This window comes from Actinomadura sp. NPDC048394 (assembly GCF_040651755.1).
In the GTDB taxonomy this organism is placed as follows: domain Bacteria; phylum Actinomycetota; class Actinomycetes; order Streptosporangiales; family Streptosporangiaceae; genus Spirillospora; species Spirillospora montaniterrae.
This window is the reverse complement of sequence record NZ_JBEZJL010000022.1, coordinates 117,389-140,241: the sequence shown is the minus strand read 5'-3', so window position 1 is coordinate 140,241 and position 22,853 is coordinate 117,389. Positions and strand designations below refer to the sequence as shown.

Genomic DNA, 22,853 nt, shown 5'->3' with positions numbered 1-22,853 from the left:
GGGAGAACGCGTGACGATCCGCCTCGCGCTCACCCAGCCGCTGCCCCATGAATCGTCCTCGACGGCGACGTTCCGTTTCCCACTCGTCGTCGCGCGACCGCCTGCTCCACGGTCCCGTACAGCTCGAACACCTTCGCCAGGTGCGTCACCTCGAAGACGTCCCGCACGCCCGGCGGGCCCCCGGCGAACACGATCTCCCCGTTCAGCGCCCCCAGCCGGCGCGACACCCCGATGAACACGCCGAGGCCCGTCGAGTCCAGGAACGTCGCGCCGTCGAGGTCGATCACCAGCCGCCGCGCGCCGTCCTCGACGAGCCCGAGCAGGAACACCCGCAGCCCGGGGCTGCTCCCGACATCGACATCGCCCGACACGGCCACGATCGTCTGGTCGCCGTAACGGCGCCGGCGCACGGTGAAGTCCACGATATTTGCCTACCAGACGCGCCGCACCGGCCGAAGCGACCGGGCCGCACGAATGGCGCGAAAATCCCGCGTCAGCCGGCGAACGATTTCTCGAAATGCACGATCGCCCCGTTTCGCTGGACGCGATCGAGAATGTGGACTTCCTCCGTGCACGCCCGCATCAGCTGCAGCCCGCGGCCGTGCTCGGCCCCCGGCGGCGCGGGCGGCGCGTCCCACACCCGGCGCCCGGTGTCACCGCCCTCGGCGGTGCTCACCACGGCCCCGCCGTCGATCACCTCGACGACGCACTTCGCGCCGTCCATCCGCGCCCTGACCTCGTAATCCTTGCCCGCGGTGGCATGCTGGATGACGTTCGCGCACGCCTCTCCCAGCGCCAGCGCGATGTCGGCGCGGACCTCCGGCGGGACGCCCAGACCGCGCAGAGAGGCGTCGAGCGTATGCCTGACCAGCGGAGCGCTCTCGGCGTTCCTCGGCAGGGTCATCTCGAGGACGACCTCCATACCATGCGCCTCCGTTCCCTCGCTAGTGGCAAGAATTCCCAGTACCGCACTCCGGAAACTCCGGCCATCCGGCAAGGCTCGCTAGTCGCCCATCGCGGCCATCACCTTCGCGCCCTCGCCGGCCAGCTCGTCCAGCGGGAACCGCGCCAGATCGTGCCGCAGCACCGTTTCCGCCGCCTCCAGCGCCGCCCTCGCGGTGATCATGCAGTTCCCGGCCCGTTCGATCTCGCCGAGCCCGATGCAGTCGAAGGCGACCTGCGCGTCGTGAATCGTCATCCGCAGCTGCCGGACGACCTCGTCCATCCCCATCCGCGTCCCCCCGTCGGCAGATTTCACGCCGCATCCTAGGACGCGCACCGCCCCACGATCATGATCGCCGCGCGGGGGTCAGCCTTCCTCGACCCGTCCGGCCAGCTCGCGCGCCCGCGCGACCTGCTCCTCGTCCATCCCCTTGTAGTCGCAGCCGCGGCGCTGCTCCTCCTGGTCGTCGATCCACCGGGCGTGCGCCTCCCAGGCGGCCTGCTTGCTGACGCCGAGCGCGGCGCCGATCTGCGACCACGACGCGCCGGCCTCCCGCGCCGTCCGCACCGCGAGCTGCCGCCCGTACACCGCCTTGCGCGCGATGACCTCCCCGAGCGCGAGCCGCTCCAGGGCCTCCTCGCGCAGCAGCGGCACGTCGCCCATCGTGTCCCGCACCCACAGCTCGTCATGCCGCCCCGCCGCCGTCAGCAACGTGAACTCTCTCTCGATCCCCTCAGGAGTGATCATCCCCCCACCCTGACGTCAACCCCCCCTGACGTCAAGCCCCCCTGACGCCAGGGTGGGCGGGACGAGGTCAGGCGTGGTTGAGGTGGAGGCCGGGGTAGGGCCAGTTCTCGATTTTCAGGAGGTGGCCGGTGCTGGAGGCGGTGACGTAGGCGGTGCGCATGTCGGGGCCGCCCCAGGTGATGTTGGTGATGCCGGGGTCGTCGTCCACGTTGATGTCGACGAAGCGGACGAGGTCGCCGTCCGGGCTGATGATCGAGATGCCGGCGTGGACCATGGACGCGACGCAGACGTTGCCGTGGCCGTCGACGCCGAGCGAGTCGAAGTTGACGTAGTCGGGGGCGGTGTAGAGGAAGTTGCCGCCGCCGGAGCCGCCGAGGGAGCGGCCGCCCTTGATCTCGCCGGGGGCGGTGACGTCCCACCACCAGACGCGGGCCGTGTAGGTCTCGCTGACGTAGAGGCGGGTGCCGTCGGGCGACAGGCCGATGCCGTTCGGGCCCTCCATGCCGCCGGCGATCTGCTTGATGGACGAGCCGTCCGCCTTGGCGTAGTAGAGGCGGCCCTTGTCGCCGGTGACGCCGTCGCTCTTGCCGTAGTCGGTGAAGTAGATGCCGCCGTGGGCGTCGACGACGAGGTCGTTGGGGCCGCGCAGCGGGACGCCGTCGGCCTCGGTGTAGAGGGTCTCGACGGAGCCGTCCGCGAGGTCGACGGCCTGGAGGCTGCCGGTGGTGTAGTCGTCGGGGATGCCGCCGGCGAAGACGAAGCCGCCGACCTCGAAGCGGCGCAGGCCGCCGGAGTTGGCGATGTAGACGCGGCCGTCCGGGCCGAGCGCTGAGCCGTTGGGGCCGCCGCCGGTCGTCGCGGCGACCGACGTGGTGCCGTCCGGCTTCACGCGGGTGAGGGTGCCGCGGTGGATCTCGACGACCAGCACGTCGCCGTCCGGGAGGACCGTCGGGCCCTCCGGGAACAGCAGCCCGCTCGCCAGCTTGGTGATCTTCATGTGCTTTCCTTTTCGCGGACGGCCGGCCGCGGCCGCCGTCCGTGTCGGGCCGAGGACGGCGGCCAGGCCGATGCCGGAGATCAGGGCGCGGCGGGTGAGGCTCACGCCATCGCCTTGAGGATCCGGCGGGCGGTGCTCTGGATGTGGACCTCGTCGGGCCCGTCGTAGAGGCGGGCCTCGCGGGCGTGCCGGTACATGCGCGACAGCGGGAGGTCGTCGGTGAGGCCGGCGGCGCCGTGGACCTGGACGGCCCGGTCGACGACGTTGTGCAGCATCCGCGCCCCGACGACCTTGATCGCGCCGATCTCGATGCGGGCTTGGTCGCCGGCGTCGATCTGCTCGGCGGCCTGGAGGGTGAGCAGGCGGGACGCCTGGATCTCGGTGTAGGAGTCGAACACGTGCTGCTGCATCAGCTGCTTCGCCGACAGCGGCTCGCCGAACGCGACGCGGGTGCCGAGCCGGTCGCACATCAGCTCGAACGCGCGCTGCGCCTGGCCGAGCCAGCGCATGCAGTGGAAGATGCGGCCGGGGCCGAGGCGGTCCTGGGCGATGACGAAGCCGTGCCCGCGCGGGCCGAGGAGGTGGTCGGCCGGGACGCGGACGTCCTCGTAGGCGACCTCGTAGTGCCCGCCGTTGAGGCCGAGCACCGGGGTCTCGCGGACGATCCGGTACCCCGGCGTGTCCGTCGGCACGATGATCATGCTGAAGGCGCGGTGCGGGGCGGTCCCCTCGGGCTCGGTGCGGCACATGACGGTGGTGTACGCGGCCTGCGCGGCGCCCGTGGTGAACCACTTGCGGCCGGTGATGATCCACTCGTCGCCGTCCAGGACGGCCTTCGTCTGCAGCTGGGTGGGGTCGGAGCCGGCGTAGGCGGGCTCGGTCATCGCGAAGCTCGGCGACACCTCGCCCGCGACCATCGGGGCGAGGTAGCGGTCGCGCCAGCGGGGGCTCGCGTACTTGTGCAGCATCAGCGAGTCCTGGAGCGTGAACGTGCCGAGGGCGAGCTGCCCCCATTCGCTGCGTCCCTGCACCTCGTTGACGTACACGTAGTCGAGGAACGGCAGGCCGCCGCCGCCCAGCTCCTTGGGGTGGCCGAGCGCCCAGAGGCCCTCCTTCTTCGCCTCGTCGCGGAGGCGGAGGAGGGTGTCGCGGTCGCCGGCGTTGAGGGCGGGTTCGGCCGGCTCGACGCGCTCGGTCATGAACGCGTGGACGGCGTCGCGGACGCCCCGCACCCGGTCCGGGACGGGGAACAGCATCAGCTGCCCCCGGTGAGGTCGGCGGAGATGTCGCGGTTGCCGTAGCCCTCGGGGGCGGCGACCTCGACGATCGGCTCGGGACGGTCGTCGAACTCCAGCCGCAGCGCGCGCGACATCGTCGCGTGCATCTCGTACATGCAGGTGATGTAGGTCAGCTGCAGGATCTCCTTGTCGGACAGGTGCTTCTGCAGGATCTCGAACACCCGGTCCGGGACGCGTCCGCCGTCGAGGACGAGCCCGTCGGTGTAGGCGAGGACGGCGCGCTCCAGCTCCGAGTAGCAGTCGGCGGTCTGCCAGTGCGGGATCGACTCGATCTTGTCCTCGGACATGCCGAGCGCCCGCATCTGCTTGCAGTGCTGCGAGAACACGAACTGGCTGCCGCGCGCCCACCCGGCCCGGCACTGGCCGAGCTCGCGCAGGACGGGGTCGAGGGAGGCGTTGCGGTAGAGGGCGAAGCCGCGGACGGCGTGCTTGAACACGTCGGGGTCCTGCGCGAACACCGTCCACCAGTCGCCGGGCGAGCCGGTCGCGGTGCCGTGGTCGACGGCCGGGTCCCGGTCGGGGGCGAACAGGTGGTCGTAGAAGAACAGGATGCGTTCGTCGGTGACCTCGGCGCGGGGGATCTCACGCAGGCGCGGCATTGCTCTTCTCCTTGGTGGCGGTGCGGTCGGCGGCGGTCTTCGGCGCGTGCGACACGTCGGACTCGTCGAAGGTGCGGGTCCAGCAGGCGAACTCCAGGAGGATCCCGTCGGGGTCCTGGAAGTAGAACGAGCGGACGAACACGCCGTCGTCGAACGTCGGCGCGACACCCCACTCGCTGTCGTCGTGGTTGAGGATCGGGCTGACCTCGACGCCCTTCTCCTGCAGCCGCGTCCGGTACTCCTCGAACTTCTCGACGGGGACGTGGAACGCGACGTGGTTCATCGACCCGACGGCGCTGAGCAGCTCGCCCTGCTCGGGACGGGTCTTCGGCGCGGAGATGCCGGGGACGCCGTCGGGCGCGTCCGGGAACCAGAAGAACGCGACGCAGTCGCCGCCGCCGCAGTCGAAGAAGAAGTGCTGCCCCATCCCGGCGGGCAGGTCGAGGGTCTTGATCAGCGGCATGCCGAGCACGCCGGAGTAGAAGTCGATCGTGCGCTGCATGTCGGACGAGACGAGCGCGAGGTGGTTGATCCCACCGAGTTCGAACTCTTTGTTCGCGGGCATTCGGGGTGCCTCCTTCAGAGGGGAGCGGCGTAGCGGGTGCGCAGATCGCGCTTGAGGACCTTGCCCGCGACGTTGCGCGGGAGCTCGTCGACCACCTCGACGCGGCGCGGGACCTTGTAGCCGCCGAGGTGCTCGCGGGCGAAGGCGATGACGTCGCCGGGCGCGGCGGACGCGCCGGGCCGCAGCACGACGGCGGCGCAGACGGCCTCGCCCCAGCGCGGGTCGGGGACGCCGAAGACGGCCGCGTCGGCGACGTCGGGGTGCCGGTACAGGACCTGCTCGACCTCGCGGGAGGCGACGTTCTCGCCGCCCGTGATGATCATGTCCTTGATGCGGTCCACGATGTAGACCATGCCCTCGGCGTCGCGGCGGACAACGTCGCCGGTGCGGAACCAGCCGTCCCGGAACGCCTCGGCGGTCAGCTCGGGTTCGCGCCAGTAGCCGCGCATCACCTGGTCGCAGCGGACGACCATCTCGCCGGGTTCGCCGGGCGGGACGTCGTTGAAGTCGGGGTCGACGATCCGGATGTCGGCGAGGTCCATGACGCGTCCGGCGGCGGCGAGCAGGTGGGTCTCGCCGGCGGCGGCGCGGCGGTGCTCGGCGGTCCCGAAGTACAGGATGTTGCCGCCGAGCTCGCTCATGCCGAAGCCCTGGTAGAAGTCGCAGCCGAGGACGTCCATGCCGCGCCGCAGCACCTCGGCGGGGATGGCGGACGCGCCGTACCCGATCGCCTCCAGCGTGCCGAGGTCGTGGTCCTCGATGCCGGGGTGGCCCAGCAGGAACGCGATCATCGTCGGGGCGAGGCCGGTCTGGGTGACCTTCCAGTCGGCGACGAGGCGCAGGAACGTCTCGTTGTCGTAGGACCGGACGATCCCGACGGTGGCCGAGCGCAGGTGGTTGACGAGGACCGCGTACCCGCCGACGTGGCAGAGCGGGAAGCAGAACAGGAACACGCTCCCGTCGGGGATCTCCCACTGGGACGCCGAGCTGATCACGCCGGTGGCGAGGTTGCGGTGGCTGAGCATGACGCCCTTGGGCGTGCCGGTCGTCCCGCTGGTGTAGACGAGCCAGGCGATGGAGTCCTCGTCGGGGCGGGGCGGCTCGGTGGCGGGCGCCGCCGCGACCAGGTCGGCGTAGCCGCGGTCGCCGCCGCCGTCCAGGCCGACGACGACCTTGACGCCGGGCATCTCGTGCCGGTGCTCGGCCATGGCGTCGAGGTACTCGCCGCTGACGACCAGCACGGACGCCTGCGCGTGCTCGACCAGCGCGGTGATCTCGGACGGGTGGAGCCGGTGGTTGAGGAACGTCAGCGCCATCCCGGCGGCGGGGACGCCGTAGTAGAGGTCGATGTACTCGGGCCGGTTGCCCGACAGGACGGCGACGCGGTCGCCGGGCTCGGCGATGGTCCGCAGCGCGTTGGCGGCCCGGCGGACCCGGTCCCGCAGCTCCGCGTAACCGATCACCCGGTCCTCGAACCGGAGCGCGGCGCGGTCCGGGTGCTTGCGCGACGCGTACTCGACGATGTCGCTGATCAGCATGGCCGCACCGGCGCCTCCCCGAAGTTGACTTGACAGTCATATCAACTTGCTCGATGCTCGGATACTGTTCCTGCGAACATCGGCTTGTCAACCCCCGGCGGGGCGGCGGCCCCCGGCGAAAGGAACCACGGCATGGCGGACACGGGTGCCGGCGAGAACCCGCAGGCGCCGCTGACCGAGCGCGGCGCCCGCACCAGGGAGCGCCTGATCGCCGCGGCCCGCGAGGTCTTCGAGGAGCGCGGCTTCCTCGACACCCGGGTCGCGCACATCGCCCGGCACGCCAAGGTGGCCTACGGCTCCTTCTACACGTACTTCCCGTCCAAGGAGGCCGTCTTCCTGGAGGTCGCCGACCGGCTGTTCGAGGACATGACGCGGCCCTCCCTGGGCCCCGGCGCCGACACCGACTCCGCCCCCGGCAGCGCCTCAGCCTCGACCGAGCCCGCGGTGCGCGTCCGCCGCGCCAACCGCGCCTACTACGAGGCGTACCGGCGCAACGCCAAGATGATGGCGATCATCGAGCAGGTCTCCACGTTCAACGAGGAGTTCCAGGAGATGCGGCGCAAGCACCGCGCCGAGTCCGTCGGACGGTCCGCGCGGGCGATCGAGCGCTGGCAGCGCGCCGGGCTCGTCGACTCTGACCTCGACCCGGAGATGACGGCGCGCGCGCTGGCCGCGATGGTCGACCACTCGCTGTACCTCTGGCTCGTCCAAGGCGACGACACGTCCGACACCGAACGGCTCCTGGACACCCTCGACGCCCTCAACGTCCGGGCCCTCGGTCTGCGCCCCACCCCTGAGTCCCCCTGACTCCCCTGAAGGAGACCCGCGTGCACGAGGAACTCGCCGACCGCTTCATCGCCGCCATCACCGGCGGCGACGTCGACACGCTCCGCTCCCTCTACGCGCCCGGCGCGCTGATCTGGCACAACGGCCCCGGCCCCGGCGGCGGTTCGGAGCAGAGCGTGGACGACAACCTCCGCACGCTGCGCTGGCTGTCGCGCAACCTCGGCGACTTCCGCTACGAGGAGATCCGCCGGGACGCGCTGCCCGGCGGGTACGTCCAGCGGCACGTCCTGCGCGGCACCCTCCCGGACGGGTCGCCCCTCGAGATCGCCGCGTGCCTGTTCGTCACCGTGGACGGCGCCGGGCGCATCGCGCGCATCGAGGAGTACGCCGACACCCGCGGCAGCGACCCGCTGCGCGACCTCGCCGCCGCCCAGCGCGCGGCCCGCGCATGACCGCGCTGGAGTCCGCGCTCGCCGCCCGGCTCGGCGCGGACGTCGCGGACCTGCACCGGCTGTCGGGCGGCGCGAGCCGCGAGACCTGGTCGTTCGACGCGGACGGCCGCGCCCTGATCCTGCGCCGCGACCCGCCGTCCTCGCCCGACGCGGAGGCGATGGCGCGGGAGGCCGCGCTTCTGGCGTCCGCCGCCCGCGCCGGCGTCCCCGTCCCGTCCCTGGTCGACCACGGCGACGACCTCGCCGGCACCCCGTTCCTGATCATGGAGCGGCTGGCCGGGGAGACGATCCCGCGCCGGCTGCTGCGCGACGAGGCGTTCGCCGCCGTCCGGCCCCGGCTGGCCCGCGACCTCGGCGGCGTCCTCGCCCGCCTGCACACGATGGAGCCCGTCCCCGGCCTGCCGGACGACGACCCGCTCGCCGCGATCACCGCCTACTACGCGGCGTTCGACGAGCCGCGCCCCGCCGTCGAGCTGGTGCTGCGGTGGCTGCGCGAGAACCGGCCCGCCGCGTCCGGCCGCCGCACCGTCGTGCACGGCGACTTCCGCAACGGCAACCTGATGATCGCGCCGGACGGCGTCACCGGCGTCCTGGACTGGGAGCTCACCCACGTCGGCGACCCCGCCGAGGACCTCGGCTGGCTGTGCGTGAAGGCGTGGCGGTTCGGGTCCCCGCACCCCGCCGGCGGGTTCGGCTCCCGCGAGGACCTGCTCGCCGGCTACGCCGACGCCGGCGGCACCCCGCCCACCCCGGACGAACTGCGCTGGTGGGAGGTGTACGGCACGCTCCGCTGGGGGATCCTGTGCCGCCACCAGGCCGAACGCTTCCTCAGCGGCTCCGACGCGTCCATCGAGTACGCCGTGCTGGGACGGAAGGTCTGCGAGCAGGAGCACGACATGCTGCTCGCGCTCGGCCTGACGTCGCCCGTCACCGTCGAGGACCCGCTCGCCGCGTCACCGGGCGCCGCGGACGGCCCGGCACCGCACGACCGGCCCGGCGCGTCCGCGCTGATCGACGCCGTCGGCGCGTTCCTGCTGGAGGCGGAGCAGCCCGACGAGCGGCTGCGCTTCCATGCCCGCGTCGCCGCGTCCGCGTTGCGCATCGCGCGCCGCGAGCTGCTGCTGGGCGAGGCCCACCAGGCCGCGCACGCCGCCCGCCTGCGGAAACTCGGCTGCGAGTCCGACGCCGACCTGGCGGCCGCGATCCGCGAGGGCACCCTCGACGACCGCCGCGACGAGGTGGTCGGCGCGATCCGCGCCTCCCTCGTCGACAAGCTCACCGTCGCCAACCCGCGCCACCTGGCCCTTCCCGGCTGACGCGCGGGTTTTTCCACAATCGGCTATCCGCTTGTGGACGGCTGATCGGCTCGTGGAGGATCTCCGTGTGACGCCACGAGTGGTGCTCGATCCGGACATCCCCGACGGGGCGCGCGAGGTCCTCGCGGCCAACGCGCGGCTGCTGCCGCGTCCGTCCACGCCGCCGCCCCGCCCGCGCTTCGGCGGGCGGGGCCTCTCGACGGCCGTGCTGGCCGCGTCGCAGGCGCCGATCTGGGTCTACCTGCCCGTCCTCGCCTGCTGGCAGTACGGGAAACGGGCGAAGATCGTCGGCGTCGCCGCGGAGGCCGCGGTCATCGCCCCCATCGCCGTCTGGGGCTCCTACGGGCTCGCCTTCAACCTCCTGTGGGGCGTCCCGCTGCAGGTCATCGCCTTCATCGTCGTCCTCGTCCGGTCGGGCGAGCCGGAACTGCCGAAACTGATCCGCCGCCACACCGGCGGCTACGTCCGTCCCGAGGAACTCGACGGCCCCGCGCTCGCCCTTCTCGACCGCGCGCAGGCGGCCGTCGCCGGGGTGATCGGGTCCGAGGTGAACCGGGAGGGCCTGCTGGACGAGGTGCGGAACACGGTGACCCTGCCCCGGCAGCTCTGGGACGTCGCGCGGACGCTCGCCGAGCTGTCCCGGCTGAACGCCGAGCTGGAGCAGAAGACGATGGGGCTGAGCACGCCGCGCGTCGTCGAGGCGCTGCGCCCCCAGCGCAAGGCGCTGAACCTCGCGGCCGAGTCGGTCACCAAGCGCGTCGAGGCGCTCGAACGCTACGCCGCGCGCACACGGGCCGCCGACCAGGCGCTGCTCGAACTGCGCGCCCTCCGAAACCTGGCCGAGGACACCGACGACTACCGCGACCTGCTGGCCCGCACGGTCCGCGACGACCTGGCCATCGCCGAGATCGACGACCTGGCCGAGCGGGCGCGGCAGATCGAGGAGGCCCTCCATGACAGCGTCGAACGGGCCCGCAGGGCCGGGCTCTCCCTGGTACCCCAGGCGAGCTGACCCCCGCCCCGCCCACCGGATGCCGCCCGGGATCACCATTCTCGGCGCCGCCATCCTGACGATCCAGATCGTCTTCTGGACCTACGTCCTGGCCTCCATGTAACGGTGATCCTTTCGCCGGAGGCCGTACGCCCTGCGTTCATGTCGTGTACGCCCGCGCGCACGCATCGTTCGTCACCCTAACGAACGTGAACACTCCTCGCATGGGCATCCCCCAGCGGCTCGCCGAGCGCATGAGCATGGCCGAGCAGCACGAATACCTCCACTCGAAGTTCTCCCGCCGCGGCCTGCTGCGCGGCGGCGCGGTCGCCGCCGGCTCCCTCGCCGCCGGCGGCCTGCTCACCGGCAACGCCAACGCGGCGGCCCCGGCCGCCCCGCGGCTCCTCGCCCCGTCCCCCGAGCAGGTCGACGGCTCGCTCGTCGCGCCGATCGGCCGGCACCTGGCGTTCGGCGCCGACCCGCGGACGCAGATGACCGTGTCCTGGCAGGTCCCCGTCCCGGTGAAGAAGCCGTTCCTGCGCATCGGCACGCACCCGTGGAACCTCTCGCAGCGCATCCAGGCGGAGGTCCGCAGCCTCCACACCCCGGCCGGAGTCGGGTCGAGCCCCGATTACACGCAGTACTACCTGCACGTACAGCTCGACCGGCTGCACCCCGGCACCACCTACTACTACGGCGTCGGGCACGACGGCTTCGACCCCGCGAGCTCCCACCTCGCCGGGACTATCGGGACGTTCACCACCGCCCCAGCGCGGTCGTCGAAGTTCACCTTCACGGCGTTCGGCGACCAGGGCGTCAGCTACCACGCGCTCGCGAACGACAGCCTGATCCTCGGCCAGAACCCCGCGTTCCACCTGCACGCGGGTGACATCTGCTACGCCGACCCGTCCGGGTCGGGCCAGGCCGGCGACAGCTTCGACGTGCGGACGTGGGACCAGTTCCTCGCCCAGACCGAGACGGTCGCCAAGCAGGTGCCGTGGATGGTCGGGTACGGCAACCACGACATGGAGGCCTGGTTCTCGCCCAACGGGTACGGCGGCGAGGAGGCCCGGTTCCAGCTTCCCGGGAACGGTCCAGACCCGAAGAACCTGCCGGGCGTGTACACGTTCGTCTACGGCAACACCGCCGTCATCTCGCTGGACGCCAACGACGTCTCCTACGAGATCCCCGCGAACCAGGGCCTCTCCAAGGGCAAGCAGACGGCGTGGCTGGAGGCGCAGCTCAAGTCGCTGCGGGCGCGGCGCGGCATCGACTTCATCGTGGTGTTCTTCCACCACTGCGCGTTCTCCACGACGAACCAGCACGCCTCGGAGGGCGGCGCGCGCGACGCGTGGGTGCCGCTGTTCGAGAAGTACCAGGTCGACCTGGTGGTGAACGGCCACAACCACGTCTACGAGCGCACCGACGCCATCAAGGGCAACGCGGTCGGCAGGCAGGTGCCGATCGGCGGCACGGCCCGTCCGGAGAGCGACGGCGTCGTGTACGTGACGGCGGGCGGCGCGGGCAGGAGCCTCTACAGCTTCCCGGTGCCGGACTCCTACGAGGGCAACGAGAAGCCGCTCGACTCCGTGGCCACCTACGTGTGGGACAAGGGCGGCAACAAGGTGCCGGAGACGGTGCAGTGGTCGCGGGTGCGGTTCACCGGCTACTCGTTCATCCGCGTGGACGTGACGCCGGCGCCGCGCGGCCGGACCTCGACGCTGTCCGTGCGGGCGCTGGCCGAGAACGGCACCGAGGTCGACCGCTTCACGATCGCCCGCCCCTCGCGCGCCTGAGGCCGTCCGGTCTCAGCGCCCCCACGCGCCCGGGCGTCCGCTCCGCCCGGGCTAGGCCCCCGCACCACGCGCCCGGGCGCCCGCTCCGCCCGGGCTAGGCCCCCGCACCACAGGCCCGGGCGCCCGCTCCGCCTGGGCCCGCCCCCGCGCCACGCGCCGTGCCGCCCCGCGCGCCGGGGGCCTCCGCACCGGCGGCCCGTCCCCGGCGGGACGGGCCGGCGCGACGGCACGGGTCAGGCGGGCAGGTCGGTCACGCGGGGGGCGACCAGGCCGAACAGGTCGCCGATCGTGGTGAGGGCCGCGGCGTGCAGGGCGTCCGCCGCGATCGGCGCGCCGTCCGGGCCCGCCAGCGGACGCGTCGCGCACGCCTCCGCGACGACGGTCGGCCGGTAGCCGAGGTTGAAGGCGCCCTGGGCGGTGAACTGGACGCACATGTGGGTCATGAAACCGGCCAGGATCAGGTCGGGCCCGGCGTCGAGGCGGCGCAGCACGTCGAGCAGATCCGTGTCGTGGAACGAGTTCGGGAACCCCTTCACGACGACCGTCTCGCCGTCGCGGGGCGCGACGGGGTCGGCGATCCGCCCGATCTCGGCGCGGATGTCGTACGGGCTGCCCTCACCGCCGTCGTTGACGACGTGCACCACCGGCGTCCCGGCGGCGCGGGCGCGGTCGAGCAGCCGGGACGCGGCCTCCAGCGCCCGGTCGGCGCCGGGCAGCGCCATGACGCCGGTCCGGTAGGTGTTCTGGAAGTCGATCATGATCAGGGTGGCGGTGGACAGCGCGGGCGGCGCGCCGTCCAGGCCGATCACGTCGCGCAGGGTCGTCGAAACGGTCATCTCGTCCTCCTGGAGCGTTCGGGGAATCGGAATCCGGGCAGGGCCGGGCACCGGCCTGACCGGCCGGTACGCGGAGAAGGGGAGGTCAGGCGGCGGTGCGGAACCGCCGCCGGTAGGCCGCCGGGGTCGTGCCGAGGCGCCGCCTGAACGCCCGGTGCAGCGTCTCCACCGAGCCGAGGCCGCACGCGGCGGCGACCCGGTCGAGCGGCTCGTCGGTGCCCTCCAGCAGCCGGCGCGCCGCCTCCACCCGCGCCGCCTCGACGAACGCCGCCGGGGTGGCGCCGGTCTCGCGGCGGAAGACGCGGGTGAAGTGCCGCTCGCTGAGGCACATCCGGTCGGCGAGCGCCGCCGCCGACAGGTCCGCGGACGGGTTCGCGGTGATCCACGCGCGCAGCTCGTCGATGTCGCGGCGCTCGGCGGGCGCCTGCCACAGCGGGACGCTGAACTGGCTCTGCCCGCCCTGCCGCTTGAGGTACATGACGAGCTGCCGCGCGACCTTCAGCGCGAGGCGCTCGCCGTGGTCCTCGGCGACGAGGGCGAGCGCGAGGTCCATGCACGCGCTGATCCCGGCGCCCGTCCACACGTTCCCGGACCGGACGTAGATCGGGTCGGGGTCCACGACGACGTCGGGGTGGTCGGCGGCGAGCCGGTCGGCGGTGGCCCAGTGCGTCGTGGCGGTCCGGCCCGCCAGCAGGCCGGCCGCCGCGAGCAGGTGCGCGCCGACGCAGACGGACGCGACGCGGCGGGCGTGCCGGGCGGTGCCGACGATCCAGCGGACCAGGTCCGGGTCGATCACCGGCGCGCCGGCGCGGTCCACGGCGCCGGGCACCACGAGGGTGTCGACCCGGTCGCCGACCTGCTCGAACGTCAGGTCGGTGGCGAGCCGGACGCCGGCGCTGGTGCGCACCTGGCCGCCGTCCGGCCCGGCGAGCAGCACCCGGTAGGGCGTGCCGCCGGACATCTCCCGGTTCGCGACCGCGAAGACCTCCGCGGGCCCGGTGACGTCGAGGAGGTCGACGTCGGGGAACACGGCGATGACGACACGGTGCGAAGCGGACATGCCTCCATTGTCGCGGGCGTGCCCGATGACCGCCATGACCAGGTTCTGGCATATCCGGCCATCGGGACCGCGCCCGTCCCGCTCAGGCGGCGGCGGGGACCTCGGCGAGCACGGCGCGCTCGCTGGACTCGCGGAGCCAGAGCGCGGTGGCCAGCGCGGCGAGCAGCGACGCGGCCGCGCACAGCACGAGGCCGACGGAGAAGCCGTGCGCCAGCGCGTTGAGGGCGGCCTCGGCGGGCGGCCCCGGGATGCCGAGGACGGCGAACGGGCCGCCCTTGTCGGCGGCGGCGGTCGCGGCGGCGACCTGCGGCGCGGGCGTCCCCGCCGACGCGAGCCGGCCGGGCAGGGCGCCGGTGGCGGCGCTGAGCGCGACCGCGCTGACGATGGACGGGCCGACGCACATGCCGAAGTCGCGGGCGGTGCTGATGGCCGCGCTCGCCATCCCCGTGTAGGACAGCGGCACCGCGTCGATCGCCGCGGACGTCATCGCCGACACGATGAACAGGAAGCCGATGCCCTCCAGCAGCAGCGGCCCGACGTGGACGGCGAGGGACGCGTTCCCGACGGGCAGCGCCGCGAGCCAGAACTCGCCGGCCGACAGCAGGAGCAGGCCGCCGGTGACGAGGCGCCGCGCGCCGAACCGCCGCATCATGCGCGGCAGGACGGGGCCGAGCAGGCACGGCACGCCCTGCAGGATGACGAAGAACACCGCGGCGTGGATGCCGGTCTTGTGCTGCAGCGCGCCGATCCGGATGCTCAGCGCGTAGACGCTGCCGAGGAAGGAGAACATGCCGATGACGGCGGCGCCCGCGGCGGCGGAGAACGCCGGGACGCGGAACACGGCGAGGTGCAGCATCGGCGCGGCGACCCGCCGTTCGATCAGGACGAACGCGACGAGCCCGGCGACGCCGGCGACCAGCGCGACGAGGGTCTTCGGCGACGTCCAGGAGACCCCGGCGCCCTCGACGATCCCGTAGAGCAGCGCGAACATGCCGACGGCGACGGCCGCCTGGCCAGGCCAGTCCAGCGAGCGTCCCTCGGGCGACTTCGACTCGCGCGCGAACAGGGCCGTCACCGCGAGGCTCAGCAGCGCGAGCGGCGCGACGAGGTAGAAGGACGCGTGCCAGGAGACGTTCTCGGCGAGCGCCCCGCTGACGACGACGCCGAGCATGGTGCCGAGCGACATGCTGAGCGTCCAGGTGGCGACGCCGCGCGAGCGCTGCTCGGCGGTGGCCGCGCCGGCGACGGCGATGGCGAGCGAGGTCGGGATGAGCGCGCCCGCGCCGATGCCGGCGAGCGCCTGCCCGGCCCAGAGCTGGTGGACGCTGTGCGCGGACCCGGAGACCAGCGCGCCGGCGGCGAGGACGGCGGTGCCGCCGATGAGGACGCGGCGCCGTCCGAGCAGGTCGCCGAGCACGCCGAAGGACAGCTCGAGGATGGCGGTCGGCAGCAGGAACGCCGAGGTCACCCAGGCGAGCGCGACGCCGTCGGCGCCGAGGGACTCCTGGATGGTGCCGTTGATGGGCGCCGGGACGACGTTGGCGATCTGCGACACCATGATCGCCAGGCAGGCGGCGGCGAGCGTCCCGCCGCCGGAACGCCGTGAGGGTGGGTTCACAGGGGTGCTCCTTGGTGGGGAGCGGTTCTCCGCTCCGCAGTGGCCCCTAATGTGGCGACGGGCGGCCTGATTTGAGAAATAGATTCGCTGGATGCCGATCATCCGTGCGGCGGATGCCCGGCGTCGCCGGGGGCCGGGGGCGCGAAGCCATCCATCCCGTCGATGGCGGGCATCCGGAATAACGATCACCCGCGGTCTGGTGGCGCGCCCGCGGCCTCTGCTTCCTTTGGTGGATCCCCCTGACCTGAGCGAACGCACCACGCCGGGCAGCATCCGTCGGCCGAAGGTTGGTACCCGTGTGCACCTGCGCATCCCACCCCGCTGAACACCCCGCCGAACACCCCTCCGAAGGAGCCGCCCCGGCTCCCCGCGCCGCCGGGCGACGGACGGTCCTCCGGGCCGCCGTTCTCGGCGGCGGCGCTGCGGCGCTCGCGGGCCTCGCCGCACCTGCCGCGCAGGCCGCGCCCGGCGGGCGGCAGCCCGGCCATCGCGGCACGGAGCTCGTCCTGCTCGGCACCGCGGGCGGGCCGCCGCCGCTCGCCGCCCGGACCGGCATCGCGTCCGCGCTGGTCGTCAACGGCCGCACCTACGTGATCGACGCCGGGCGCGGGGCCGTCACCCAGTTCATGCGGGCCGGGCTGTCGATGCCGTCCCTCGCGGGGATCTTCGTGACGCATCTGCACGCCGACCACACCGTGGACCTGTTCTCGTTCCCGCTGCTCAGCGCCGGTGTGGTGGGCAAGCAGGGATTCCAGAAGCCGATCGAGGTGTACGGGCCGGGCTCGGCGGGACGGCTGCCGGACGGCCCGCCGCCCGGCTCCCACTGGGTCGGCGCGGACGATCCCGTCCCCGGCGTCGCGGCGCTGCTGCGGCTGTCGAACGCGGCGTTCGCCTACTCCACGAACGGCTTCATCGCCGAGCACATGGGCAGCGACCCGGCGGACTACGTCCGGGTCCACGAGATCCAGCCGCCCGCGTCGGCCGGGGCGAGCGCGTCGAACACGGCGCCGCGCATGGATCCGTTCCCGGTGATGGAGAACGACGACCTGAAGGTCACCGCGATCCTCGTCCCGCACGGCCCGGTGTTCCCGGCGCTCGCGTACCGGATCGAGACGGAGGACGGCGTCATCGTCTTCTCCGGCGACACGGCCCGCACGCCGAACGTCCCGCGGCTGGCGGCGGGCGCCGACGTCCTCGTCCACGAGGCCTTCCACCGGGACGCGGTCGCCGCGATCGGCTACCCGCCCGCGGTCGTGGAGCACATCGGCGCCGTCCACACGGAGGTGGGCGAGCTGGGCGCGGTCGGCGTCGAGGCGGACGCCCGGCACGTCGTGATCAGCCACATAACGCCGGCGGACCCGGCGGTCCTGTCGGACGCGGCCTGGCAGAAGGCCGCCGACCGCAGCGCCCGCAAGGCCCGCTACCGGGGCCGGATCACGCTCGGCACGGACCTCGCCCGCTTCCCCGTCGCCAAGGCCCGCCGCTGACCCGGGACGGGCGTCAGGGGTAGCCGCCGGCGCGGCCGATCAGGGCGGGGGCGGGCTTGCCGAGAAGGTCGGCGAGCCAGGCCCCCGTCTCGGCGACGGCCGCCATGTCGATGCCGGTCTCGACGCCGGAGCGGTGGAGGGCGTAGAGGAGGTCCTCGGTCGCGACGTTGCCGGTGGCGGCGGGCGCGAACGGGCAGCCGCCGAAGCCGCCGGTGCTCGCGTCGAGGGTGGTGACGCCGAGGTCGACGGCGGTGAGCGCGTTGGCGTAGCCGGTGTTGCGGGTGTTGTGGAAGTGGAACCGCAGCGGCGTGCCGGGGGCGGCCTCGCGGACGCGCGCGGTCAGGTCGCGGACCTGCGCCGGGACGCCGACGCCGATCGTGTCGGCGATCGCGATCTCGAAGGCGCCGGCGGCGTGCGCGCGGCGCGCGATCTCGGCGACGCGCTCCGGCGGCGTCTCGCCCTCGAAGGGGCAGCCGAACGCGACCGCGATCGTGACCCCGGCGGGGACGCCCGCGTCGTGCGCGGCGGCGGCGATGCCGTCCCAGGCGTCCAGCATCTCGGCCATGGTGCTGCCCTGGTTGCGCACGGAGAACGTGTCGGACGCGACGAGCACGACGTTCACCTCGTCGACCCCGGCGTCGAGGGCGCGGTCGAGGCCGCGCCGGTTGAGGACGAGCCCGCTGTAGGAGACGCCGTCGCGGCGCGGGACGCCCGCCATGACCTCCTCGGCGCCCGCCATCTGCGGGACGCGCTTGGGGTTGACGAACGAGACGGCCTCGATGCGGCGGGCGCCCGCGTCCACGCAGCGGGCGATGAAGGCGATCCGGTCGTCCGGGGCGAGGACGCGGTCTTCGTTCTGCAGCCCGTCGCGGGGGCCCACTTCGAGGACTGTTGTATGCAACTTTGCCTCCGGCTTGCGAGTTTTGACCCTGATGTGACTATATTGCATGCAATCACAGCGAGGGAGGCGCGATGGCGCGGGCGACCGACGCGGCGTACGACGCGGTCCGCCGGATGATCCTGTCCGGCGAGGCGGCGGCGGGCAGCCGGCTCGGCGAGGCGGAGCTGGCCGAGACGCTGGGGCTGTCGCGCACGCCCGTCCGCGAGGCGCTGCAGCGGCTCGGCGCGGACGGGCTCGTCGAGGTCCTGCCGCACCGCGGGGCGCGGGTCGTCCAGTGGACGCGGCGGGACCTGGAGGAGATCTTCGAGCTGCGGTCGCTGCTGGAGCCCTACGCGGCCGCGCGCGCGGCCCGGACGGCGCCCGGCGAGGACGTCCTCGCCGGCCTGCTCGGCCAGTGCGACGCGATGGAGGCGGCGGTCGCCGCGGGCGACTTCACCCGCGTCGCGCAGCTGAACTCGCTGTTCCACGCCGCCGTCATCGACGCGTCCCGCAACCGGCGGCTCCCGGCGATGCTGACGTCGGTCATGCACGCCCCCCTGATCGTCGGGACGTTCCGCCGGTACGACGCCGGCGCGATGGCCCGCAGCATGAACCACCACCGCGAGCTGGTCGCCGCGCTGGCCGCCCGCGACCCCGACTGGGCCGAGTCGGTGATGCGCGCCCACATCCGCGCCGCCGCGGCCAACCTGACCGGCGCGGACGAGACGGAGGAAGAACGATGACAGGTGCGCTCGGAGACCTCCGGGTCGTGGAGATGGGTCAGCTGCTCGCCGGCCCGTTCTGCGGGCAGCTGCTCGGCGACTTCGGCGCCGAGGTCGTCAAGATCGAGCCGCCGGGGTCCGGGGACCCGATGCGCGAGTGGGGCCGGGAGAAGCCGCACGGCATGTCGCTGTGGTGGCCGATCCTCGCCCGCAACAAGAAGTCGGTCACGCTGAACCTGCGCACGCGAGAGGGCCAGGCCCTCGCCCGGAAGATCATCGCGCAGGCGGACGTGCTGGTGGAGAACTTCCGTCCCGGCACCCTGGAGCGCTGGGGCCTCGCGCCCGCCGACCTGCAGAGGGAGAACCCTGGGCTGATCGTCACCCGCGTCACCGGCTACGGGCAGGACGGCCCGTACGCGCCGCGCGCCGGGTTCGGCTCGATCGGCGAGGCGATGGGCGGCATCCGGTACGTCACCGGCGACCCCGACAAGCCGCCGTCCCGGGCGGGCATCTCGCTGGGCGATGAGCTGGCCGGCACGTTCGCCGCGCTCGGCACCCTCGTCGCCCTGCACGCCCGGCACCGCACCGGCCGCGGGCAGATCGTCGACTCGGCCCTCTACGAGGCGGTGCTCGCGCTGATGGAGTCGCTCGTCCCGGAGTGGGAGATCGCGGGCTACCAGCGGGAACGTACCGGGTCCGTGCTGCCGAACATCGCGCCGTCCAACGTCTACCCCACGCTGGACGGGCCCGTCCTCATCGCCGCGAACCGCGACACGATCTGGCGCCGGCTGGCCGCGCTGATGGGCCGTCCCGAACTCGGCGACGACGAGCGGTACGCCACGCACGGCGCGCGCGGCACCAACGCCGAGGAGCTGGACGAGCTGATCGGCGCCTGGACGGCGGGCCAGAGCTCCGACGCGCTGCTGGAGCTGCTGCACGAGAACGGCATCCCGGCCGGGCTCACCTACCGCGCGAAGGACATGCTCGCCGACCCGCACTACAAGGCCCGCGAGGCGATCATCCGGATGGCGCACCCGGACTTCGGCGACTTCCCCATGCACAACGTGTTCCCGAAGCTGTCCGGCACGCCGGGCGAGGTCCGCACGCTCGGCCCGTCCCTCGGCCAGCACAACGCGGAGGTCTACGGCGGCCTCCTCGGCCTGTCCGGCGGAGAGATCGCGTCGCTGCGGGAGGCCGGCACCATCTGAGACCTGCGCGGATGGGCCGCGTCCCACCGGGCATCCCTCCCGTCGACGGCGGCGGGATGCGAGACTGGGAACCGGGGGAACGGCCATCTGCGCGCTGCCACGCTTCGTCGGCCGCGGCGGGGTCCTGGAGGACATCGGCGCCGCGCTGGACGGCGCGCGCGCCTCGCGCGGCGGGCTGCTGATCGTCACCGGCGAGCCCGGCATGGGCAAGACCCGGCTGGCGCAGGAGGCCGCCGCCCGCGCGGGCGGCCTCCGCGTCGTGTGGGCCGCCTGCCCGCCCCGCGCGGCGGCGCTGCGGCCGTGGGCGACGGTCGTCCGCGCGCTCGCCGGCGCCGGGACGTCCCCGTACCTCGACGCGCTCCTCGCGGGCGGCGAGATCCCGGCCGGCGACCCCGAGACCGTCCGGTGGCGGCTGCCGCTCGACCTGGCCGACGTGCTGGAGGCGGCGTCCGCGCGCACCCCGCTGCTGATCGTCCTGGACGACCTGCACGACGCGGACGCGTCCTCGCTGCGGCTGCTGGCGGACCTGGAGCCCGCGCTGCACCGGATGCCGGTCGCCGTCCTGGCCACCGCGCGCGAGGACGAGACCGCCTGGCGGGGCCGCGCGGACGTCTGGGCGGCGCTGCTGCAGTCCGGCGCGTGGACCGCGCTGGAGCCGTTCACCGCCGGGGACGTCGCCGCGCTCGCCGCCGCGGCCGGCCCGGACCCGGAGCCCGGCACCGTCCGGACGATCATGCGCCGGACCGGCGGCAACCCCCTGCTGGTCACCGAGCTGATCCGGCACGGGGCCGCGGGCGGGGCGGGCGCCCTCGGCGACGCGGTGCCCGCGTCGGTCCGCGCGATCGTCACCGCGCGGGCGGCGCGGCTCACCGGCCGGACCCGCGCCGTGCTCGCGGCCGCCGCCGTCCTCGGCGCGGACCCGCCGCGCGGCGCCCTCGCCCGGCTCGCCGGCCTGCCGCCGGACGAGCTGCGCGCCGCCCTGGCCGAGGCGGCCGCGGCCGGGCTGCTCGACGGCGGCCGGTTCCGGCACACGCTGATCCGCGACGCCGTCCACGACTGCCTCCCGGCCGGGGAGCGGGAGGCGCTGCACGCCGAGGCGGCCCGGTCGCTCGGCGAGGACGCCGACGCCGCCGAGATCGCGCACCACCTGGCGCTCGCCGGGCCCGCGCACGCCGGCGCCGCCGCCGACCGGGCGGTCACGGCGGGCGACCACGCCGCCGCGCGGCTCGCGTTCGAGGACGCGGCCCGCTGGTACGAGCGCGCCGCCGGCGGCACCGCGGGCGTCCGGCGCGCGGAGGTCCTCCTCCGGCTCGGCGACGCGCGGCTGTCCGCCGGGGACCGCGACGGCGCGCGCGCCGCCGTGGACCGCGCCGCCGGCCTCGCCCGCGCCGCGGACCGGCCCGACCTGCTCGCCCGCGCCGCGCTCGTCCTCGGCGCGGGCCCGCTCGGCTTCGAGGTCGGCATGCTGGACCGCGCGCAACTCGACCTGCTCGCCGAGGCCCGCGCCGCGCTGCCGGCCACCCGGCCCGACCTGTCCGCGCTGGTCACCGCGCGGCTGTCGGTCGCGTCGTCGCTGCTCGAACCGGACCCGCGACGGGTCGCGCTCGCCACCGAGGCCGTCCGGCTGGCCCGCGCGTCCGGGGACGCGACCGCGCTCGCCGCCGCCCTCGCCGCGCTGTGCGACGCCCAGGCGGGGCCGGACCACTGCGCGGACCGCCGCGCGCACGCCACCGAGATCATCGAGCTGGCGTCCGGGCTGCGGAACGCGCCGCTTGAGCTGCTCGGCCGCCGGCTCCGGTTCGTCGCGCACCTCGAGACGGGCGCGATGGCCGACGCGCAGGCGGACGCGCTGGCCTTCGGTGCGGCCGCCGCCGCCCTCCGCCACCCGCGCTACCTGTGGCTCGTCCCGCTGTGGCGGGGCATGTGGGCGCTGCGGGAGGGCCGCTACGACGAGTGCCGCCTCGCGCTCGGCGAGGCGGAGACGATCGGCGCCCGGGCCGGCAGCGCGAACGCGTCCCTGCTCGTCCAGACGCAGCGCTGGTGCCTGCTCGCCGCGCTCGGCGACCGCGACGGGCTCGCGGGGATGCTCGCCGCGCTCGACTCCCTGGAGCCCGACGGGGTGTGGCCCCGGATCAGCCGGACGCTGCTGCTCGCGCAGCTCGGCCGCACCGGCGAGGCCCGCGCGGGGCTGGACGCGGTCGCGCCGCTGCTGCCCGGCATGCCGCGCGACTCCGAATGGCTGCCCGCGCTGGCGCAGGTCGCCGAGACGGTCGCGCTGGCCGGGCCGCATCCGGTGGCGTCCTGGGTCCGCGACCGGCTGGCCCCGTACCGGGACCTGTACGCGGTCGAGGGGTTCGGCGCGGCCGTCCGGGGCCCGGTCGCGCACTTCCTCGACCTGCTGGACGACCGGTCTGGCGGCCCGCCGGGCGGCGCGCCGGGCGGGCCGGGCGGTGGTTCGGTGTTCCGGCGCGAGGGCGAGTTCTGGACCGTCCGGTACAGGGGCGTCGAGACCCGGCTCCGCGACGGCAAGGGCCTCCGCGACCTGGCGAGACTCCTGGCCGAGCCGGGCCGGGAGATCGCCGCCCTCGACCTCGCCACCGCGACGTCGCCGGACCGGGCATCGGAGCCGGACCCGGGGACGGGCGGGCTGCACGAGCCGTCCGACACCGGCGAGGTCCTCGACGCCACCGCCCGCGCCGCCTACCGGGAGCGGCTGCGGGAGCTGGAGGGCGACCCCGACCGCGCCGCCGAACGCGAAGCCCTGCTGGAGGCGCTGGCCAGCGCGTACGGGCTGGGCGGACGGGTCCGCCGCACCGGGTCCGCCGCCGAGCGCGCCCGCACCGCGGTCACGTCCCGCATCCGGGGCGCGGTCCGGCGCATCGCCCGCGACGACCCGGCGCTCGGCCGGCACCTCGACCGGTCCGTCCGCACCGGCGCGTTCTGCGTCTACGACCCGGATCCGCCGGAGAAGTGGACGGTGTGACCCCCGATCTCACACCGTGCCGCCGCTTCTC

22 protein-coding genes are annotated in these 22,853 nt (G+C 74.2%); 9 read left to right on the top strand and 13 right to left on the bottom strand.

The annotated features are described in order from the left end of the window. Positions 1–29: 29 nt before the first annotated feature. The 9 genes from AB0C78_RS18285 to AB0C78_RS18245 all read right to left on the bottom strand — a co-directional run bounded on the left by AB0C78_RS18285 (position 30) and on the right by AB0C78_RS18245 (position 6,687). On the bottom strand, positions 30–422 hold the full coding sequence (locus AB0C78_RS18285) for an STAS domain-containing protein (RefSeq protein WP_360748972.1): 393 nt from the start codon (positions 420–422) through the stop codon (positions 30–32). A gap of 71 nt (positions 423–493) precedes the next feature. Beyond that, positions 494–922: an ATP-binding protein gene (locus AB0C78_RS18280; RefSeq protein ID WP_360748969.1), complete on the bottom strand. Its 429-nt coding sequence runs from the start codon at positions 920–922 to the stop codon at positions 494–496. An 81-nt stretch (positions 923–1,003) separates the two neighbouring features. Beyond that, on the bottom strand, positions 1,004–1,258 hold the full coding sequence (locus tag AB0C78_RS18275; protein ID WP_360748966.1) for a hypothetical protein: 255 nt from the start codon (positions 1,256–1,258) through the stop codon (positions 1,004–1,006). A 51-nt stretch (positions 1,259–1,309) separates the two neighbouring features. Further along, a complete protein-coding gene (locus AB0C78_RS18270) occupies positions 1,310–1,690 on the bottom strand; it encodes a hypothetical protein (RefSeq protein ID WP_151544036.1) in 381 nt (126 codons plus the stop codon). 67 nt (positions 1,691–1,757) lie between these two features. Next, positions 1,758–2,792, bottom strand: a complete 1,035-nt coding sequence (locus tag AB0C78_RS18265; RefSeq protein ID WP_360748962.1) for an SMP-30/gluconolactonase/LRE family protein — start codon at positions 2,790–2,792, stop codon at positions 1,758–1,760. Continuing rightward, positions 2,789–3,943 (bottom strand): acyl-CoA dehydrogenase family protein, encoded by a 1,155-nt coding sequence (locus tag AB0C78_RS18260; RefSeq protein WP_360748959.1) that lies wholly within the window; start codon positions 3,941–3,943, stop codon positions 2,789–2,791. The genes AB0C78_RS18265 and AB0C78_RS18260 overlap by 4 nt, the downstream gene beginning before the upstream one ends. After that, positions 3,943–4,584, bottom strand: coding sequence for a carboxymuconolactone decarboxylase family protein (locus AB0C78_RS18255; RefSeq protein ID WP_360748956.1), 642 nt, complete (start codon positions 4,582–4,584; stop codon positions 3,943–3,945). Before AB0C78_RS18255 ends, AB0C78_RS18260 begins: the two co-directional genes overlap by 1 nt. After that, a complete protein-coding gene (locus AB0C78_RS18250) occupies positions 4,568–5,149 on the bottom strand; it encodes a VOC family protein (protein WP_360748953.1) in 582 nt (193 codons plus the stop codon). The genes AB0C78_RS18255 and AB0C78_RS18250 overlap by 17 nt, the downstream gene beginning before the upstream one ends. A 14-nt stretch (positions 5,150–5,163) precedes the next feature. Further along, a complete protein-coding gene (locus AB0C78_RS18245; RefSeq protein ID WP_360748950.1) occupies positions 5,164–6,687 on the bottom strand; it encodes an AMP-binding protein in 1,524 nt (507 codons plus the stop codon). 132 nt (positions 6,688–6,819) lie between these two features. On the opposite strand from AB0C78_RS18245, the gene AB0C78_RS18240 reads away from it, so the two are divergent. The 5 genes from AB0C78_RS18240 to AB0C78_RS18220 all read left to right on the top strand — a co-directional run bounded on the left by AB0C78_RS18240 (position 6,820) and on the right by AB0C78_RS18220 (position 12,028). Next, positions 6,820–7,494, top strand: a complete 675-nt coding sequence (locus tag AB0C78_RS18240) for a TetR/AcrR family transcriptional regulator (protein ID WP_360748947.1) — start codon at positions 6,820–6,822, stop codon at positions 7,492–7,494. Between the two features lie 20 nt (positions 7,495–7,514). Further along, the gene (locus AB0C78_RS18235; protein WP_360748944.1) at positions 7,515–7,925 is read left to right on the top strand and encodes a nuclear transport factor 2 family protein; all 411 of its coding nucleotides are present in this window, start codon (positions 7,515–7,517) and stop codon (positions 7,923–7,925) included. Further along, entirely contained in the window at positions 7,922–9,241 is a 1,320-nt protein-coding gene (locus AB0C78_RS18230; protein ID WP_360748941.1) for a phosphotransferase family protein, read from the top strand. Before AB0C78_RS18235 ends, AB0C78_RS18230 begins: the two co-directional genes overlap by 4 nt. A 67-nt stretch (positions 9,242–9,308) precedes the next feature. Continuing rightward, positions 9,309–10,253 carry a hypothetical protein gene (locus AB0C78_RS18225; RefSeq protein ID WP_360748937.1) on the top strand — a complete coding sequence of 315 codons (945 nt, stop codon included), beginning with the start codon at positions 9,309–9,311 and terminating at the stop codon, positions 10,251–10,253. Positions 10,254–10,456: 203 nt separating this feature from the next. After that, the gene (locus AB0C78_RS18220) at positions 10,457–12,028 is read left to right on the top strand and encodes a metallophosphoesterase family protein (protein ID WP_360748934.1); all 1,572 of its coding nucleotides are present in this window, start codon (positions 10,457–10,459) and stop codon (positions 12,026–12,028) included. Between the two features lie 233 nt (positions 12,029–12,261). Here AB0C78_RS18220 and AB0C78_RS18215 read toward each other — a convergent pair whose 3' ends face one another. The 3 genes from AB0C78_RS18215 to AB0C78_RS18205 all read right to left on the bottom strand — a co-directional run bounded on the left by AB0C78_RS18215 (position 12,262) and on the right by AB0C78_RS18205 (position 15,542). Further along, positions 12,262–12,864: a cysteine hydrolase family protein gene (locus AB0C78_RS18215; protein ID WP_360748931.1), complete on the bottom strand. Its 603-nt coding sequence runs from the start codon at positions 12,862–12,864 to the stop codon at positions 12,262–12,264. Between the two features lie 85 nt (positions 12,865–12,949). Beyond that, on the bottom strand, positions 12,950–13,924 hold the full coding sequence (locus AB0C78_RS18210) for a helix-turn-helix domain-containing protein (RefSeq protein WP_360748927.1): 975 nt from the start codon (positions 13,922–13,924) through the stop codon (positions 12,950–12,952). 82 nt (positions 13,925–14,006) lie between these two features. Further along, the gene (locus AB0C78_RS18205; RefSeq protein ID WP_360748924.1) at positions 14,007–15,542 is read right to left on the bottom strand and encodes an MFS transporter; all 1,536 of its coding nucleotides are present in this window, start codon (positions 15,540–15,542) and stop codon (positions 14,007–14,009) included. Between the two features lie 296 nt (positions 15,543–15,838). On the opposite strand from AB0C78_RS18205, the gene AB0C78_RS18200 reads away from it, so the two are divergent. Further along, complete coding sequence (locus AB0C78_RS18200; RefSeq protein ID WP_360748921.1) at positions 15,839–17,029, top strand: MBL fold metallo-hydrolase; 1,191 nt, start codon at positions 15,839–15,841, stop codon at positions 17,027–17,029. Positions 17,030–17,042: 13 nt separating this feature from the next. On the opposite strand, the gene AB0C78_RS18195 is transcribed toward AB0C78_RS18200, so the two are convergent. Next, positions 17,043–17,978 carry a hydroxymethylglutaryl-CoA lyase gene (locus AB0C78_RS18195; RefSeq protein WP_360748918.1) on the bottom strand — a complete coding sequence of 312 codons (936 nt, stop codon included), beginning with the start codon at positions 17,976–17,978 and terminating at the stop codon, positions 17,043–17,045. Between the two features lie 23 nt (positions 17,979–18,001). On the opposite strand from AB0C78_RS18195, the gene AB0C78_RS18190 reads away from it, so the two are divergent. From AB0C78_RS18190 to AB0C78_RS18180, 3 genes are all read left to right on the top strand, one after another. Beyond that, on the top strand, positions 18,002–18,652 hold the full coding sequence (locus AB0C78_RS18190; RefSeq protein WP_360748915.1) for a GntR family transcriptional regulator: 651 nt from the start codon (positions 18,002–18,004) through the stop codon (positions 18,650–18,652). Further along, positions 18,649–19,839, top strand: coding sequence for a CoA transferase (locus AB0C78_RS18185; protein ID WP_360748912.1), 1,191 nt, complete (start codon positions 18,649–18,651; stop codon positions 19,837–19,839). The genes AB0C78_RS18190 and AB0C78_RS18185 overlap by 4 nt, the downstream gene beginning before the upstream one ends. Positions 19,840–19,903: 64 nt before the next feature. Beyond that, positions 19,904–22,822: an AAA family ATPase gene (locus AB0C78_RS18180; RefSeq protein ID WP_360748978.1), complete on the top strand. Its 2,919-nt coding sequence runs from the start codon at positions 19,904–19,906 to the stop codon at positions 22,820–22,822. Positions 22,823–22,853: the final 31 nt, after the last annotated feature.

Excerpts from the sequence above, each read along its gene's own strand:
- AB0C78_RS18280 (WP_360748969.1), bottom strand. The coding sequence starts at position 922 with ATGGAGGTCGTCCTCGAGATGACCCTGCCGAGGAACGCCGAGAGCGCT.
- AB0C78_RS18270 (WP_151544036.1), bottom strand. The coding sequence starts at position 1,690 with ATGATCACTCCTGAGGGGATCGAGAGAGAGTTCACGTTGCTGACGGCG.
- AB0C78_RS18260 (WP_360748959.1), bottom strand. The coding sequence starts at position 3,943 with ATGCTGTTCCCCGTCCCGGACCGGGTGCGGGGCGTCCGCGACGCCGTC.
- AB0C78_RS18255 (WP_360748956.1), bottom strand. The coding sequence starts at position 4,584 with ATGCCGCGCCTGCGTGAGATCCCCCGCGCCGAGGTCACCGACGAACGC.
- AB0C78_RS18250 (WP_360748953.1), bottom strand. The coding sequence starts at position 5,149 with ATGCCCGCGAACAAAGAGTTCGAACTCGGTGGGATCAACCACCTCGCG.
- AB0C78_RS18245 (WP_360748950.1), bottom strand. The coding sequence starts at position 6,687 with ATGCTGATCAGCGACATCGTCGAGTACGCGTCGCGCAAGCACCCGGAC.
- AB0C78_RS18240 (WP_360748947.1), top strand. The coding sequence starts at position 6,820 with ATGGCGGACACGGGTGCCGGCGAGAACCCGCAGGCGCCGCTGACCGAG.
- AB0C78_RS18230 (WP_360748941.1), top strand. The coding sequence starts at position 7,922 with ATGACCGCGCTGGAGTCCGCGCTCGCCGCCCGGCTCGGCGCGGACGTC.
- AB0C78_RS18220 (WP_360748934.1), top strand. The coding sequence starts at position 10,457 with ATGGGCATCCCCCAGCGGCTCGCCGAGCGCATGAGCATGGCCGAGCAG.
- AB0C78_RS18215 (WP_360748931.1), bottom strand. The coding sequence starts at position 12,864 with ATGACCGTTTCGACGACCCTGCGCGACGTGATCGGCCTGGACGGCGCG.
- AB0C78_RS18210 (WP_360748927.1), bottom strand. The coding sequence starts at position 13,924 with ATGTCCGCTTCGCACCGTGTCGTCATCGCCGTGTTCCCCGACGTCGAC.
- AB0C78_RS18195 (WP_360748918.1), bottom strand. The coding sequence starts at position 17,978 with ATGCAATATAGTCACATCAGGGTCAAAACTCGCAAGCCGGAGGCAAAG.
- AB0C78_RS18190 (WP_360748915.1), top strand. The coding sequence starts at position 18,002 with ATGGCGCGGGCGACCGACGCGGCGTACGACGCGGTCCGCCGGATGATC.
- AB0C78_RS18185 (WP_360748912.1), top strand. The coding sequence starts at position 18,649 with ATGACAGGTGCGCTCGGAGACCTCCGGGTCGTGGAGATGGGTCAGCTG.